The organism is Flavobacterium sp. I-STPP5a (genome assembly GCF_009764685.1).
Lineage (GTDB): Bacteria > Bacteroidota > Bacteroidia > Flavobacteriales > Flavobacteriaceae > Flavobacterium.
Genome location: NZ_VHLM01000057.1, coordinates 159,361 through 176,201, shown reverse-complemented (window position 1 = coordinate 176,201; position 16,841 = coordinate 159,361). Strand labels below are relative to the sequence as shown.

Genomic DNA, 16,841 nt, shown 5'->3' with positions numbered 1-16,841 from the left:
GATGTCAGTTTTGCAAGGTAAGAAAATTCTACTTGGAATTTCTGGTGGAATTGCAGCCTATAAAACAGCTACATTAGTACGACATTTTATTAAAGCAGGTGCACATGTCCAAGTGATAATGACACCTGCTTCTAAGGATTTTGTCACGCCACTTACATTATCTACTCTATCAAAAAATCCAGTTCACTCTAATTTTTATGATCAAGAAAATGATAATGAGCAGTGGAATAATCATGTTGAATTAGCACTTTGGGCTGATTTAATGATAATTGCTCCAGCTACTGCAAATACATTGTCAAAGATGTCTAATGGAACTTGTGATAATCTTGTAATTGCTACCTATCTATCAGCAAAATGTCCTGTTTACTTTGCACCAGCAATGGATTTGGACATGTATAAGCATGCTTCTACTTTAAAAAGTTTTGAATCGTTAATTCGTTATGGTAATATTTTAATTCCTGCCGAAACAGGTGAATTGGCAAGCGGTTTATCTGGTGAAGGCCGAATGGCTGAGCCTGAAAATATTATTGCTTTTATTGAAAATGATTTAAATAGTAAGTTACCACTGCAAGGAAAAAAAATTTTAGTTACAGCGGGTCCAACTTATGAAGCTATAGATCCAGTACGTTTTATTGGGAATCATTCATCTGGTAAAATGGGTTTTGATATTGCTATTAGTGCTGCAAATAGAGGCGCAACAGTTTACTTAGTCACAGGGCCTACACATTTTAAAGTGAGTACTAGTTTGATTAATGTAATACCAGTAGTATCTGCAGAGGATATGTATCAGGCTTGTCATAATATATATGATTCAGTTGATGTAGCCATTGCAGCTGCAGCAGTTGCTGATTATAGACCGAAAAATATTGCTGACCAAAAAATTAAAAAAACAGAAGAAAGCTTTACAATTGAACTTGAAAAGACTAGAGATATTCTTGCCTCTATGGGAGAAAAGAAAAAAAATCAGTTTTTAATAGGTTTTGCATTAGAAACTGAAAATGAAATTGAAAATGCAAAGTTGAAAATCAAGAAAAAAAACTTAGATTTGATTGTTCTTAATTCTTTGCAAGATCCAGGAGCTGGTTTTGGTAAACTGACAAATAAAGTAACTTTTATAGATCAATCATTCCAAATCTCTCCAATGGATTTAAAATCCAAAGAAAAAGTTGCAGATGATATTATGGATAAAGTATGTCAACATTTTGAAATAAAGATATAATTCTATTTTTTCAATTCAATTTAATCAAAATCTAATCGTATAACAGAAATTTGAAGATGAATAAAATAATCCCTTTTTTGTTATTTTTTGTCTGTGGTATTGTTTATTCGCAACAGTTAAATTGTACAGTTACGGTTGATTCACAACGATTGAATGTTACCAATCAACAAGTTTTTAAAACACTACAAACCTCATTAATTGAATTTGTAAATAAAACAGATTGGACAGGACAACCCATGAAGCAAGTTGAAAAAATAAACTGCTCTATGTATATCACCATACTTTCTAATAGTGCAGATCAGTTTACAGCAAGCATACAAGTCCAGTCTTCAAGACCTACTTTTAATTCTACTTACGCTTCACCAGTATTCAATTTCAATGATAAAGATTTTAATTTCAGGTATACTGAGTTTGAAAATCTTTTTTTTAATCCAGCTTCCTTTGATTCAAATTTAGTTTCAGTTGTAGCTTTTTACAGTTATTTAATTTTAGGTTTGGATGCCGATACTTTTGTGTTAGAAGCAGGTAATACAAATTTAGAGATTGCTCAAAACATTTGTAATGTAGCTCAACAAAGTGGTACTCGTGGTTGGAGTCAAGCCGATGGGAATCAAAATCGCTTTTTTTTGATTAACGATTTCTTAGCGCCACCTTTTAAACAAATTAGAGAAACAATGCTAGATTATCATTTGGGTCTTGATATAATGAGTCAGGATTTGAAACTAGGTAAAGAAAAGGTAAAACTGGCACTATCTGGTTTGTCTAAACTTAGTGGGTCACGACCAAATGCTTTTTTAACCCGTGTTTTTTTTGACGCCAAATCAGATGAAATTGTTTCAATATTTTCTGGAGGCCCAAGCATCCCAATCTCAGATTTAGTTGATGGTCTCAACAAAACGTCACCATTAAATGCAAGTAAGTGGTCCAGTATTAAATTTTAGGGTTTAATATATACTACACCAATTTCAAATAACAAATACATGATAACGTCACTTTCTATAAAAAACTACGCATTGATAGAGAAATTAGCTATTGATTTTTCAAGTGGTTTTTCAATAATTACGGGAGAAACAGGAGCTGGTAAATCTATAATTTTAGGTGCTCTAGGTCTTGTTTTAGGAAAAAGATCTGATTTAACTTCATTAAAAAATAAAGAAGAAAAATGTGTAATTGAAGCACATTTTGATATTTCAAAATACAATTTAAGGTCTTTCTTTGAATCGAATGACTTGGATTTTGAAAACGATACAATTATCCGACGTGAAATTTTGCCTTCGGGGAAATCTAGAGCTTTTGTAAATGACAGTCCAGTAAATCTTCAAGAGTTACAAGATTTGAGTGTCTTTTTACTCGATATACATTCACAACAACAAACTCAAGAGCTTTCAGATGAGAATGTTCAATTTGATATTATAGATGCCATAGCAGGTAATAAGGAGATTATTACGAAGTATCAATTATTTTTAAAGAGTTTCAAGTCAGACACATCAAAGCTAAATGCATTGTTGAAAAAACAAAGCGAAGCCAAGAAAGAGCAAGACTACAATACTTTTTTGCTGAATGAACTTGTTGAGGCTAAATTAAAAGCCGGTGAACAAGAGATTTTAGAATCTGATTTTGAGAAGTTGAATAATGTGGAGATTATTAAAGAATCTATGAGTAAGTCTTTGGCTATAGCCAATGAAGAACAAATAGGCGTATTGTATAATCTGAATGAAATCAAAAATTCGGTACAAAAAATTGCACCATTTTCAACTGAATACCAATCATTGCTTGAGCGAATTACAAGTATTGCAATTGAATTTGACGATATTACAGGGGAGATGGTTCGTTTTTCGGACAAGTTAATTAATGATCCCGAGCAACTTAACCTGATAAGTCAAAAATTACAACTTATTTTTAGTCTTCAAAAAAAGCATCAAGTTGCTACTGTAGAAGAGCTACTAGTTATTCAATCTCAACTTGAAAATGCTGTTTTAGAACTAGGCAGTATGGAAGATGAAATTGAAAATTTAACGGTTTCCATAGAACAAAAGAAGAAAGAGCTGAACGGATTAGCATTAGAAATTAGCAATAGTAGATCCATTGCGATACCTGTTTTATCAGAACAATTAATTCAAATTTTGAGTACCCTAGGTATGCCTAATGTGCGTTTTAATATTCTTTTATCAACATCTGAATCTTTTTTTGCAAATGGTAAAGACGAGCTTCAGTTCTTGTTTTCTGCAAATAAAGGAACTGATTTCGGGATATTGAAAAAGGTAGCATCGGGAGGAGAGATGTCGCGTATTATGCTAGCTGTAAAAGCTATTTTGGCTCAATATTCAAAATTACCAACTTTAATTTTTGATGAAATTGATACTGGAGTTTCAGGAGAAATTGCGATACGAATGGGAGAGATTATGAAACAAATGAGTCAATCAATGCAAATTTTTGCTATTACCCATTTGCCTCAAATTGCTGCCAAAGGAGATGCGCATTTTAAAGTTTTTAAATCAACAATTGACGATGATACACAATCAGAATTAAAGTTATTGACTAATGATGAAAGAGTAGTTGAGATAGCGCAAATGTTATCAGGAACAGCCGTTACAGACTCAGCGCTTAATCATGCAAAAGCCTTGTTGAATTAATTATTTCTATTATATTTGTTCGTTTTTCTGAACAATTTCGAATACTAAAAACGTTTAATTATAAAAAAAAAAAACACCACAAAATATGATTATTGAACCAAGAATGAGAGGGTTTATTTGCACTACATCTCACCCAAAAGGATGCGAGCAAAATGTAAAAAATCAAATAGAATATATTACGTCTAAAGGTGCTATTAATGGTGCTAAAAAAGTATTGGTAATAGGTGCGTCAACTGGATTTGGTTTGGCTTCACGTATTACAAGTGCTTTTGGATCTGATGCAGCAACCATAGGTGTGTTCTTTGAGAAAGCGCCTAGTGAAGGTAAAACTGCCTCACCGGGTTGGTATAATTCAGCAGCTTTTGAAAATGAAGCACATAAAGCAGGTTTGTATGCTAAGAGTATCAACGGTGATGCCTTTTCGAATGAAATAAAACAACAAACTATTGATCTTATCAAAGCTGATTTAGGACAAATTGATCTTATAATTTACAGTTTAGCTTCGCCAGTGCGTATGCATCCTGGTACAGGTATTTTACACAGATCAGTGTTAAAGCCTATCGGTGATGTATTTACTAATAAAACTGTTGATTTTCACTCAGGTAAAGTGTCTGAAATTTCAATTGCTCCATGTAGTGGTGACGATATAGAAAATACTGTAGCAGTAATGGGTGGTGAAGATTGGGCTATGTGGATAGATGCTTTAAAAGCTGAAAATCTATTGGCACCAGGTGTGGCAACTGTTGCTTATTCTTATATTGGGCCATCCTTAACAGAGGCAGTTTATAGAAAAGGAACAATTGGTCGTGCAAAAGATCATCTTGAAGCAACCGCATTTGCTATTACAGATGCATTAAAAAGCATCGATGGAAAAGCATTTGTATCGGTTAATAAAGCATTGGTGACACAAGCTAGTTCTGCAATTCCGGTTATTCCATTGTATATCTCGTTGTTGTACAAAATCATGAAAGAAGAAGGAATTCATGAAGGGTGTATAGAGCAAATTCAACGTTTGTACCAAGAGCGTTTGTACACTGGAGGTGAAATTCCAGTTGACGAAAAAGGAAGAATTAGAATTGACGATCTTGAAATGAGATCTGATGTTCAAGAGAAAGTTGCTTTTTTATGGAACGAAGCAGTTACTGAAAATCTACAAGAAATATCAGATTTAGAAGGGTATAGAAAAGATTTTTATAACTTATTTGGCTTTGATGTAGCTGGAGTTGATTATGCAGCAGATGCTAATGAAGTTGTAGCTATTGAAAGTATAGTGTAATAATTTTTCTCAAATATTATTTAAAACCATCAATTAATAGTTGATGGTTTTTTTATGGATAAAGATTATCTTTGTTAAAATTTTTGATTCATAAAAAATACCCTAAATACCACTTTTAATAAAATGATGTTTTCTTTAATTATTCCCGTATACAATAGGCCAGACGAGGTTGATGAACTTTTAGAAAGTTTATCACGTACTACTTATAAAGAAATTTTTGAAATCGTGTTAATCGAAGATGGTTCTACTATTCGGTGTCAAGATGTTGCTAGTAAATATGGCAATAGATTAGATATAGCTTATTATTACAAAGAGAATTCGGGCCCTGGTGATTCTAGAAATTATGGAATGAGTAAAGCCAGAGGAGATTATTTTATCATATTTGATTCAGATTGTATAATTCCAGAAAATTATTTATCAGAAGTAGAGTTGGCTTTGAAGAAAAATTATGTGGACTGTTTTGGTGGTCCAGATAGCGCATTAGATAGTTTTACGGATATTCAAAAAGCTATAAACTTTGCCATGACTTCATTTCTTACGACAGGTGGAATAAGAGGAGGATCAGAAAAAATAGATAAATTTCAACCCCGAAGTTTTAACATGGGATTGTCTAGAAAAGCCTTTATGGCATCTAAGGGTTTTGGAAACATTCATCCTGGTGAAGATCCTGATTTGTCTATTCGTTTATGGAATCTAGGCTTTGAAACAAAACTTTTTCCAAAAGCATACGTATATCATAAGAGACGTATTGATTGGGGGAAATTTTCAATTCAGGTTCATAAATTTGGAAAAGCAAGACCTATTTTAAACAGTTGGTATCCTAAACACAATAAACTTACTTTTTTCTTTCCTACGGTTTTTATTTTAGGAATACTTGTTGCTTTTTTGGCGGTATTGTTCTTTAATTTTGATATCCTTTTACAACTCTATTTCTTGTATTTTGTTGTACTCTTTATTGTGGCATCTATTCAAAATAAAAGTATTAAAATTGGGTATTTATCTCTAATTGCTGTTTGGAAACAGTTTTATGGGTATGGAACAGGTTTTTTAAAATCGTATATTCAGATTATTGTATTAAAAAAAGATCCTCAAACAGCATTTCCTGAAATGTTTTTCAAACTGTAATATGACAAAGATTATTGGGTTAACAGGAGGTATAGGCAGCGGAAAAACAACAATTGCTGGTTTTTTTAAGGCAGCAGGTATTCCTATTTATATTGCAGATGATGCTGGAAAAAAAGTAATGCAAGAAGCATTTGTTTTGAACAATATAAAAGAGGTTTTTGGTAATGTAGTCTTTAACGATGGAATACTTGATAGAGCTGAACTTGCCAAGATTGTATTTAGTGAACCAGAAAAATTACAAATATTGAACAAAATTGTTCACCCTGCCATCAAACAAGATTTTGAGTTATGGTTAAAGAAAAATGATAAAGCCCAATATGTGATTTATGAGGCTGCTATTTTGTTTGAAAGTGATAAATACAAAGATTGTGACGTTATAATATCGGTAGTAGCGCCTTTAGAAACTAGGATTAATAGGGTTCTTGATCGTGATGCTACAACGAGAGAGCTTGTTTTGAAACGTATAAATGCGCAATGGACTGATGCACAGCGTGTAGAAAAAAGTGATTTTGTGATTGAAAATATTAGTTTAGAATCATCAAAGCAGGAAGTTGATAAAATTCTTAAAATTTTAAAGATTAAACAAAAAGAAGCCTAGGTGTTAATGTTTGGTTAATCTATCGTTTAATATATTGTTAAAATACTAAATTTGTATTGATGAATAAACTTTTTTTTAGATTACTAGTCTTACTGATGAGTTTGTCTCTTATCGGGATAATTTTAGTGCAAGTATATTGGTTTAACAATTCGTTTGAAAATAACGATGAGCAATTTAAATTTCATGTTAAACAGGTATTAGGAAATGTTGCTGAAAAGATTCAAAAGCAAGAGGCGTACAATTTTTATGACAAAATAAATCATTATAAAGATAGTACGGGTAAAGTACCTAAAAGAGATGATATTTTAGAGTTTTATTACGTTCAAAAGAACCCAAAAACCAATAAAACTATTATTTATTCGAATAGTATAATTTCAGAAGATTATAAAATTTCACCAACGTTCTTTGATAAAAAGTTTGATAGCGAAAAATTTAAAACTTTTAGTGCTAAAAGAGTTACAGAGGTTTATAGTGACAAATCTATTGATAAAATAGGCGGTAATCAAAGCTTGATTCCGGATATAAAAATAGAGAAATCAGGAAATTTGAATGTTCTTGATAATGCATCATTTGAAATATTTTACAAAGATTTTGCTTCGGTATTACCAATTCAAGAAAGGGTAACAAAGGAAACTCTTAATAAAATGATTCGCAAAGAATTGATGGAATCAGGAGTAGACACTAAATTTGAGTTTAGTGTGTACAATAATAATCTAGCAACAAATGTGAAGTCTGGCGATTTTAAGTACAATAAAGAAGCTACGTATTCTATACCAGTATTTACTGATAACGAGGGTAATAGTAAGTATCAATTGTTAGTTACATTTCCTCATAAAAAGAAATTTTTATTATCAGAATTAGTTAGTATTACGATACTCTCAATTGTGTTTACACTCATTATAATTATTGCTTATTCAAGTGCATTGAATCAATTAATAAGACAACGTCAGATATCTGAAATCAAGAATGATTTTATAAACAATATGACGCATGAGTTTAAGACTCCTATTGCAACCATAAATTTAGCTCTTGATGCAATCAGGAACCCTAAAATTATTGATGATAAAGAAAAGGTTTTGAGGTATTTGCAGATGATCAAGGACGAAAACAAACGAATGCACGCACAGGTTGAAAATGTATTGAGAATTTCGAAATTAGAAAAGAAAGAGTTAGATATTTCAAAAGATTCAAATAACATACATGAAATAATTGAAGACGCTATAGATCATGTTAATTTGATAGTAGAAGACAGGCAAGGGACAATTAAGTGCGATTTTAAAGCTTTAAGAACTACGGTATTAATCAATGATGTTCATTTTACAAATGTTATTGTTAACATACTCGAAAATGCAGTTAAATATTCACCTAACACTCCAGATATTGAAATTTTCACTGAAAATATCAAGGATATGGTGATTATAAAAGTAAAAGATAAAGGTTTAGGAATGAGTAAAATAGCTCAAAAAAGAATTTTTGAGAAGTTTTATCGGGAACACACAGGAGATTTGCACAACGTAAAAGGTCATGGTTTAGGTCTTGCGTATGTAAAAAGAATTGTAGATGACCATAACGGTCACGTTTATGTAGAAAGTGAAAAAGGTAAAGGAAGTACCTTTATAATAAAATTACCATTAATAAATTAAAATATGGAAAATACAAATAAAAAAATACTATTAGTTGAAGATGATCTTAATTTTGGAGCAGTCCTTAAAGACTATTTAATGTTAAATGACTTTGATGTGACTTTAGCGAAAAATGGTATGGAAGGTTTTGAAAAATTTAAAAAAGATACCTACGATTTGTGCATCCTTGATGTGATGATGCCATACAAAGATGGATATACATTAGCCAAAGAAATTAGAGAGAAAAATAATGAAGTGCCTATTATCTTTTTAACAGCAAAATCTATGAAAGAGGATGTTTTAAAAGGATATAAAGCTGGAGCAGATGATTATTTGAACAAACCTTTTGACTCTGAAGTTTTATTAATGAAAATTAAAGCAATTATTCAAAGAAAGGCTTCTGATACAAAATCAGAACATGTTCAGTTTGAGTTTAATATTGGTAAATTCCATTTAAATTCTAAGTTGCGTTTCTTAACTTTCAAAGAAGAAGAGCCTATTAAGTTGTCACCAAAAGAAAATGAGCTGTTGAAAATGTTAATTCTACATGAAAATGATTTAATGCCAAGAGAATTAGCCTTGACAAAAATATGGAGAGATGATAATTACTTTACCTCAAGAAGTATGGACGTTTACATTGCTAAATTGAGAAAATATTTAAAACCAGACGAGGATGTTGAAATATTAAACATCCATGGAGAAGGATTTAGATTAGTTATAAAAAACAAAGTTGCATAAAATGCAAAAGCCTCAAAAATTTTTTTGAGGCTTTTTTTTTATCTTTTATTTCCAATGTATTTGTAATGCGAAACATGTTTTATCGTCCTTTGTGATACTAAATACAGTTTCATCTTGCTGGATACTTTCATGAATTAAAACAGTATCTTTTAATGATAGTTCTTTTAAAAAGTTCATTTCAATGCTTGCTACCCTTTGTTTTAATAACAATTTTTCGTCAACAACATCTAGACACCATTCTAGATATTTGACATTGTTAACATGATTTACTATATCTAAATCTGATAAAAAAACGGTTTTTTCAAACACTATTTCTTTTTCATTAGTAAAATTTATTTTAGAAAATCGTTCTATCGTTGGTTTTTTATCTGGATATAACTCAAAGTGTTCGTATGGAAGAGCTAAGGCTTCTGGGCGTCGTTTTTTAGTATTAAAAACGGCCCAAAAAGTTTCAGATCCTACTATTTTTTCTCCATTAATATACATTTCAAGTGCTCGTACTGATCTAGAGTTTTCTAATGAATTGATCCATGTTTTTACGGTTACTGTATCACCCCATTTAGGTAATTTACTAATTTCAACACGCATACGGCTCAATACCCATGCCTGATTATACTCTTGCATGTCAGTAAAACTAATACCACCAACTTCAGAATGAGCTGCAGCAGTTAATTGTAAAATATTGCATAAATCAGTGTATTTTAAATACCCGTTGGGCGCACATTGCGTAAAATTGATTTCCCAATCTTTGCTTAGAATAGAGGTGAATTTAGGAGATATAGGCATATAATAATTATGAAGTATGAATTATGAATTATGAATTGGTATTCTTGTTTTTAAAAACTATTTTAAAATTAGGAAAAAGCATCTTAATATTTATTAGTATAAAAAATAGTAGAATTATTCCCAAAAAGATAAAGCTTTCAGGATCCAAATTTTTCAAATTTGGGTCTTCAATTTTCATTTGTAAAGCTAATATGTATGGTATTGTCAGATATAATGTAAAAATTAAAAATAAAACTTTACCTATTTGTTTTAAGCTTTCATGAATATTTGTGTCCTTATTTGCGATATATTTTATTTTTTTGAATTTATGTAGGCAATGATTTTGTCGTAGGGTGTTTCAAAGTCAAACCATTTGGTGTTTTCATTTCTTTTAAACCAAGTTAATTGACGTTTAGAAAATCGTCTTGTATTTTTCTTTATTTCTTCGATGGCGAATTCTAATGGAAATTCTTTGTCAAAAAAACTAAATAATTCTCTATATCCTACGGTTTGTAGAGCGTTTAATTCTTTATTGGGATATAAAGTTTTGGCCTCGTTTAGCAAGCCTTCATTCATCATGATATCTACACGTTGATTGATTCGGTTGTAGATTATCTTTCGGTCAGCTTCTAAACCGATTAAAATAGGAGTGAAGTTGCGACTATTTTTTTTCTGGTTCAAGAAAGAGGAATACGGTTTTCCTGTTCCCAGGCATACTTCTACAAAACGCATCATGCGGTGCGGGTTTTGCAAAGTTTGTGGATTATCTGTGGTTAGGGTTTTGTAATAAGCATGATCTAAATGTTCAAGTTCTTGCTGTAAATATCCTATGCCAAGTTTTTCATATTGTGTGGTTATTTTAGCACGAATTGCAGGATCGATTTCAGGAAATTCATCAAAGCCTTTGATAATGGCATCAACATATAAACCAGAACCGCCAACTAGAATGGCATAATCACGATCTTGAAATAGTTCGTTAAGTTTAGTAATAGCCTCTTTTTCGAAATCGCCGACTGTATAATTTTCAAAAATAGACTTATTTTGAATAAAATGGTGTTTGGCTGCTGCCAATTCAGCTAGACTTGGAACGGCGGTACCAATGGTCATCTCTTTAAAAAATTGTCGGCTGTCGCATGACACGATTTCGCAATTGAAGTGGTTTGCCAAAACAATGCTAAGGGAAGTTTTTCCGATAGCTGTAGGACCGACGATAGTGATTAAGTATTTCATATTTTTTAGCCCAGATGGCAACGTAAACCCCGCAGTGATTGAAGTTTGTTTTTCTTGGTGTAAAAGAGCGACCGCAGGAAGCTCCTTTTATGTCTTAGAAAAACAACTGAAATCACGAGGAGTTGCAGTGTACAGCTGGATTGGCTTCAAGGTTATTAAATTAAGATTCGGATTCATGATCAAAACACTATGTGAAAATAAATTTGATTATTAGTTTCATAAATCTAGTTTAAGATAATTGATATATAGGATCACAATTAATATTCAGCCTACAGATGAACTATTTTTAACGTTTTGTTTTTTCGGATATGGCCTTGAATAATATTCTTCACATCGCGATTATTCTGCATTGGGATAATAATGTTTCTTAGGATTTCAACATTGGTTATTTGATAGTTTAAATCATAAAACGCATATCCTTTGTAAATTCCGTTTTCTATCAAAACCGCTGAGCGTTCGCTTATTGTTCTGCCTTTATCTATTAAAATCATGTTTTGATTGTCAAAACTGTTTTTATCAATAAAAGCTTGGACTCTGGTGTTGTATTCCTCTGGAGATACTTCTCCTACGCAAGCGCCATCACATTCTTTTATGGTGTATTGAAAGCAGTTTGTTTTACTAGCGTACAAGCCCGTTAGTTTTTGACATAGGTTATAATGAGATGTGATTCTAAACAAAGCATTTTTTCCTTCTTGGATAGAAGTGAAGGATGTGATTTCCTTTTTACGACCATCGGCTTTTTGAAGTTTTAAGTTCAAATATCCTTTTTCATCTTTCTCAGCATACAAAGCGAGTTGAAAAATACTTTTGCGTTGTGCCCTGTTGTATATGGGTTTGTTGATTTTTATTTCTTCGCTTTCTTTTAAAAGAGCGATTAGTTCACTACCCGTTTCATCATAAGTTACGGTATAAACTTCGGCTTGAATTTTCTTGCATTTATTGGTAGTACCTGTAAAATGCTGGTTGATTCTTTTCTTTATGTTTCGGCTTTTGCCAATGTAAATGAGATTTCCTTTCTCATTATGAATGTAGTAAACTCCAGTTTTTGCTGGTAAACTTGACACAATGTCTAAGAGTTTTGGTGCAATGCCTTTTTGAACTTCTAGTTTGATGAAATCTTTTACAATTTCTTTTTCTAAATCTTTTTCTAAAAGGATTTTAAACAATTTAACGGTAGCCAATGCGTCTCCGCTGGCACGATGCCTGTCGGCCATAGGAATGCCAAGTGCTCGCACTAATTTCCCTAAACTATGTGAGGGTTGTTCTGGTAATAATTTTTGTGAAAGGGCAACCGTACAAAGTGTTTTGGCTTCAAAATCATAGCCTAATCTGCGAAACTCAGTTCTCAGGATTCTATAATCAAAAGATGCATTGTGCGCCACAATCACGCAACCTTCCGTAATTTCAATGATGCGTTTGGCTACCTCAAAAAATTTGGGAGCTGATGTGAGCATGGCATTATTGATACCGGTAAGTTTTACAACAAACGGCTGTATGGGAATTTCAGGATTTACCAAGCTGATGAATTGATCCACTATTTCATGTCCATCAAATTTATAGATGGCAATTTCAGTGATTCCTTCTTCGTTAAATTGTCCTCCTGTGGTTTCTATGTCGAGTATTGCGTACATTTTCAATATCAATTTCAAAAATCAATAGCAATTTCAAAATAAATATCGTGAATCAATGGTAATTTTTAAAAATTGAAAATTGTAATTCCCATTTCTATTGCCATTGAAAACACATTGTAATTGTTATTGAATTATTTTTTGTTGTTTATCATTTTAGAAGCTATGGCGATTAATTCTTCAACTTCTGTCAAAAGCCATTTTCTTTCTTCTAATTCTCCTGCTTTTATGTAATTCAGAACTTTTAATGAATTTCTGGACTCTTTGAGTTCTTTTACGGAAAGCTATACTTTAAATATAAAATCTTTATTTGTAATAGTACCTTGAGCTTCACCATAATTTAATGCTGAACTTCCAGAGGAGCGTATAATTTGATTTTTATAATAATCAATTTCATAAGATTTTTCTAGTTTTCTAACAAAGAAAATGCATTCTCCTGCAAATCTAACTAAACGGTCTTCAAAATTGTATATTTTATCAAAATTAGGTTCGTTTACATGCATTTTTACCAACTTTGAAATTGAAATTAATTTCTTCCCCCAAAGATACTACTTCCAATTCTAACCATGGTACTGCCGCATTCAATTGCAAGTTGATAGTCACCGGACATTCCCATTGAGAGGATGTCTAGTTGGCAGTTTTCAGTTTTCAGTTTTTTTGTTTTTTCAAAAATTGTTTTCAAATGAGTGAATTCTTTCTTTATTTGATCTTTATCATCAGTAAAAGTAGCCATTCCCATTAATCCAACGATTTGAATGTTTTTCAGTTCTTTGAATTCATTTGATGCTAGGAGGGAATCAAGTTCATCCTGATCAAGACCAAATTTTGTTTCTTCCTCGGCAATGTAAATTTGTAATAAACAATCAATAATTCGGTTATTTTTTAACGCTTGTTTGTTAATTTCTTGTAATAGTTTAAGACTGTCTACACCATGAATCAAACTTACAAAAGGTGCCATAAACTTTACTTTGTTCGTTTGAACGTGACCAATCATGTGCCACTCGATATCTTTGGGCATTTGTTCCCATTTATCGGCCATTTCTTGGATTTTGTTTTCTCCAAAAATGCGTTGCCCAGCTTCATAAGCTTCCATCAAATCCGAAACCGGTTTGGTCTTTGAAACAGCAACTAAGGTTACATGCTCAGGTAATGACGTTTTAATTCCAAGTAAATTTGTAGCTATTGACATGATGAATTCCTGATTTTTATAAATTAAAGTTCATAAACTACTAATCCACTTCTGAATTTAGGTTCTATGTACGTACTTTTTGGAGGCATGATTAAATTAGCATCGGCCAATGCTTTAATTTCCCCTATGTTTGAGGGAAATAATATAAAACCGATTTCAAATTCGCCTTGATCAATTTTATTTTTTACTTCTAAAACGGATTGCTTTCCAGAAAGGTACTCAATTCGTTCGTCATTTCGTAAATCTTCAATACCTAAAATGGGTAATAAAACTTCTTTGTATAAAATTTGAGTATCTAAACTGTCTAAGGCAGAATGGAATACTTCCTTTTCTTTACGAAGTACTAAACTATAAAACTCATTATCAAGATACATCCCAAACTGATGTTTTTGAGAAGGCTGAAAAGGTTGTTGTAATTTATTCTCAATACTGAAATTCTTTTGTAACGCAGTTATAAATTCCTCTTTTGTTAAACCATTTAAATCTTTTACAAGACGATTAAATTCGTAAATTTTTACGTTGTTTTCAGATATTAAGTAGCTTAATATATGATTCTTAGACGTGTTTTGAGTGTCGGTATTTTCCTCAGATAATAATTTTAAAGCTTCAGTACGATGATGTCCATCCGCGATATAAAGGCTATCTGTTTTTTCAAAAATATTTTGAATCCAATTGATTTCAAGTGGATCGTCTATCTTCCATAAATAATGAATCTCTTTTTTTGTAGTCGAAAATTCAAAATCAGCTAATTTCTGCGTGCAATTAAAAATCCAGTTTTCAATGGTTTTATTATCAGGATAAGTCATTAAAACGGGTTCTGTATTAAACTCTGAATATCTCATGTATTCTTTGAGCAACCGAACTCTAAAAGCAATGATATCCTCGTGTTTTTTAATGATTTCATTGCAATAATCAGCTACACTTGTACCTGCTATGATTCCAATAAAAGATTGTGTTTTAGTAACAATTTTATGAATGTAAATTGCTGGCTTTTTATCTTTTACAAGAATGATCTCGTTTTTGAACTCTTCGTATTTTTGATGAACTTGCTTGTATCTTTTTTCAAATGAAACAGTTTCTTGATTGGTATAGGCAGGTTTTAATATGTGCAAAAAAGACAATGGATTAAAATCCAGTTGTGCTGCTAATTCAGCATTTACATATTCTTCATAAGATCTACAGGTTACAAGGCATACTTTGTCTCGGGTAGGTCTTACTGCTTTAAAAGGAACTATTTTGGCCATAATTAAGTTAAAAGTCAAAAGTTAAAAGTCAAAAGTTAAAAGATGCAGACTTCTAGACTTTTGACTTTCAAACTTTATGACATTAAATAAATTGTTTAGAAATCTTTTCTGCTTTTTTACTTTCTGAATAATCGTAGAAACCTTCACCTGATTTTATTCCTAGTTTTCCAGCTCGAACCATATTTACTAATAATGGACATGGAGCATATTTTGGATTTTTGAACCCATCATACATTACGTTTAAAATGGCTAAACATACATCAAGGCCAATAAAATCTGCAAGTTGTAATGGTCCCATGGGTTGGCCCATTCCAAGTTTCATCACCGTGTCAATTTCGTAAACACCCGCAACTTTGTTGTACAAAGTCTCAATTGCTTCATTGATCATTGGCATTAAAATTCTATTGGCTACAAAACCTGGATAATCATTCACTTCAACAGGAGTTTTTCCTAGTTTTTCAGAAAGACTCATGATGGTTTTTGTAACTTCATCTGAGGTGTTGTAACCGCGGATAATCTCTACTAATTTCATTATAGGCACCGGATTCATAAAGTGCATACCTATAACACGTTCTGGATTAGTAACAACCGATCCTATTTGCGTAATTGAAATTGAAGATGTATTGGTTGCCAAAATGGTATCCTGCGAACAAATTTCATTCAATTGTTTGAAGATATTTAGTTTTAATGCTACATTTTCTGTTGCAGCTTCTACCACTAGATCAACACCTACAACACCGTCTTTTATATCGGTATACGTAATAATATTGGTGATTGTTTTTGCTTTATCCTCTTGGGTGATGCTTCCTTTAGTGATCATTCGATCTAAATTAGCGGCAATAGTTGCCATTCCTTTATCCAGAGATTGTTCTGAAACATCTATTAATTTTACGGTAAAACCACTTTGTGCAAAGGTATGAGCTATTCCATTACCCATTGTTCCTGCTCCGATTACGGCTATTGTTTTCATATTATAGTGTTGGGTTAAAACTGAAGTATTTATCTAAATCTTCTTTTATTACTTCGTATTCATTTTCGTTAATGTATTTATTACTGTAAAGCCAAATATATCTCTCATTTTGGACTCCATATGGTAATACAGGATCAATTAAAAAGTACTTTTTTCTGAAAAAATCGATCTGTTTCTTATATACTAACTCGATATAATCATCTACTTCTTCGGCATTTTTTTTTGTGTAGATAAAATAAAAAAGTTTGGAAGAATCAATATGCTTTTCATCATGTCCATCAAAAAAAAACTTCATCACAGCCACGAATGCTAATGAGGTAGTTAGAAAAATACTTTGGACTAAAACGGGGCTTAACTTAAAATTATCAACAACTAAATATAAAATGAATGATAAATTTAAAAATAAAGAAAAATTCAATAACATTGAAGTAGAGTCTTCTTTAGTCTTATTTATGTACTGTGTCGTTTTAATTTCTTCTAATGGGATGTTGTACTTTAATTTGTGTTTTGGAGTATCTAAATCTACTATAATTTCATCTTCTAAAATTTCAAAAGACTGTTTTTGATTTCGATATTTAATTTCTAACTTATTTTCCATCAATGA

Annotated in this window: 16 protein-coding genes; 8 read left to right on the top strand and 8 right to left on the bottom strand. The window is 31.7% G+C overall.

Going from position 1 to position 16,841, the window contains the following annotated elements; translation table 11 throughout:
• Position 1: 1 nt before the first annotated feature.
• From coaBC to FJV36_RS11300, 8 genes are all read left to right on the top strand, one after another.
• A complete protein-coding gene (gene coaBC / locus FJV36_RS11335) occupies positions 2-1,219 on the top strand; it encodes a bifunctional phosphopantothenoylcysteine decarboxylase/phosphopantothenate--cysteine ligase CoaBC (RefSeq protein ID WP_158729966.1) in 1,218 nt (405 codons plus the stop codon).
• A 56-nt stretch (positions 1,220-1,275) separates the two neighbouring features.
• On the top strand, positions 1,276-2,160 hold the full coding sequence (locus FJV36_RS11330) for a DUF4835 family protein (protein WP_158729965.1): 885 nt from the start codon (positions 1,276-1,278) through the stop codon (positions 2,158-2,160).
• A 39-nt stretch (positions 2,161-2,199) separates the two neighbouring features.
• Positions 2,200-3,852 carry a DNA repair protein RecN gene (recN, locus tag FJV36_RS11325; RefSeq protein WP_158729964.1) on the top strand — a complete coding sequence of 551 codons (1,653 nt, stop codon included), beginning with the start codon at positions 2,200-2,202 and terminating at the stop codon, positions 3,850-3,852.
• Positions 3,853-3,937: 85 nt separating this feature from the next.
• On the top strand, positions 3,938-5,128 hold the full coding sequence (fabV, locus tag FJV36_RS11320; protein WP_158729963.1) for an enoyl-ACP reductase FabV: 1,191 nt from the start codon (positions 3,938-3,940) through the stop codon (positions 5,126-5,128).
• A gap of 123 nt (positions 5,129-5,251) precedes the next feature.
• Complete coding sequence (locus FJV36_RS11315; protein ID WP_158729962.1) at positions 5,252-6,253, top strand: glycosyltransferase family 2 protein; 1,002 nt, start codon at positions 5,252-5,254, stop codon at positions 6,251-6,253.
• Between the two features lies 1 nt (position 6,254).
• Positions 6,255-6,851 carry a dephospho-CoA kinase gene (coaE, locus tag FJV36_RS11310; protein WP_158729961.1) on the top strand — a complete coding sequence of 199 codons (597 nt, stop codon included), beginning with the start codon at positions 6,255-6,257 and terminating at the stop codon, positions 6,849-6,851.
• 59 nt (positions 6,852-6,910) lie between these two features.
• The gene (locus FJV36_RS11305; protein ID WP_158729960.1) at positions 6,911-8,494 is read left to right on the top strand and encodes a sensor histidine kinase KdpD; all 1,584 of its coding nucleotides are present in this window, start codon (positions 6,911-6,913) and stop codon (positions 8,492-8,494) included.
• A gap of 3 nt (positions 8,495-8,497) precedes the next feature.
• A complete protein-coding gene (locus tag FJV36_RS11300; RefSeq protein ID WP_158981112.1) occupies positions 8,498-9,211 on the top strand; it encodes a response regulator transcription factor in 714 nt (237 codons plus the stop codon).
• A gap of 45 nt (positions 9,212-9,256) precedes the next feature.
• Here the strand turns inward: FJV36_RS11300 and FJV36_RS11295 are convergent, their stop codons facing one another.
• The 8 genes from FJV36_RS11295 to FJV36_RS11260 form a co-directional block, all read right to left on the bottom strand.
• Positions 9,257-9,997, bottom strand: coding sequence for an acyl-[acyl-carrier-protein] thioesterase (locus FJV36_RS11295; protein ID WP_158729958.1), 741 nt, complete (start codon positions 9,995-9,997; stop codon positions 9,257-9,259).
• 291 nt (positions 9,998-10,288) lie between these two features.
• Positions 10,289-11,206 carry a tRNA (adenosine(37)-N6)-dimethylallyltransferase MiaA gene (gene miaA, locus FJV36_RS11290; RefSeq protein ID WP_158981110.1) on the bottom strand — a complete coding sequence of 306 codons (918 nt, stop codon included), beginning with the start codon at positions 11,204-11,206 and terminating at the stop codon, positions 10,289-10,291.
• A gap of 269 nt (positions 11,207-11,475) precedes the next feature.
• Positions 11,476-12,837 carry an exonuclease domain-containing protein gene (locus tag FJV36_RS11285; RefSeq protein ID WP_158729956.1) on the bottom strand — a complete coding sequence of 454 codons (1,362 nt, stop codon included), beginning with the start codon at positions 12,835-12,837 and terminating at the stop codon, positions 11,476-11,478.
• A 281-nt stretch (positions 12,838-13,118) separates the two neighbouring features.
• Positions 13,119-13,337, bottom strand: a complete 219-nt coding sequence (locus FJV36_RS16505; protein ID WP_233264605.1) for a four helix bundle protein — start codon at positions 13,335-13,337, stop codon at positions 13,119-13,121.
• Between the two features lie 23 nt (positions 13,338-13,360).
• A complete protein-coding gene (locus FJV36_RS11275; RefSeq protein ID WP_158729955.1) occupies positions 13,361-14,023 on the bottom strand; it encodes a YggS family pyridoxal phosphate-dependent enzyme in 663 nt (220 codons plus the stop codon).
• 23 nt (positions 14,024-14,046) lie between these two features.
• Positions 14,047-15,267 carry a DUF1015 domain-containing protein gene (locus FJV36_RS11270; RefSeq protein ID WP_158981108.1) on the bottom strand — a complete coding sequence of 407 codons (1,221 nt, stop codon included), beginning with the start codon at positions 15,265-15,267 and terminating at the stop codon, positions 14,047-14,049.
• Positions 15,268-15,349: 82 nt separating this feature from the next.
• Positions 15,350-16,237: a 3-hydroxyacyl-CoA dehydrogenase family protein gene (locus FJV36_RS11265; protein WP_158729953.1), complete on the bottom strand. Its 888-nt coding sequence runs from the start codon at positions 16,235-16,237 to the stop codon at positions 15,350-15,352.
• Position 16,238: 1 nt separating this feature from the next.
• Positions 16,239-16,835, bottom strand: a complete 597-nt coding sequence (locus FJV36_RS11260) for a hypothetical protein (RefSeq protein WP_144891801.1) — start codon at positions 16,833-16,835, stop codon at positions 16,239-16,241.
• Positions 16,836-16,841: the final 6 nt, after the last annotated feature.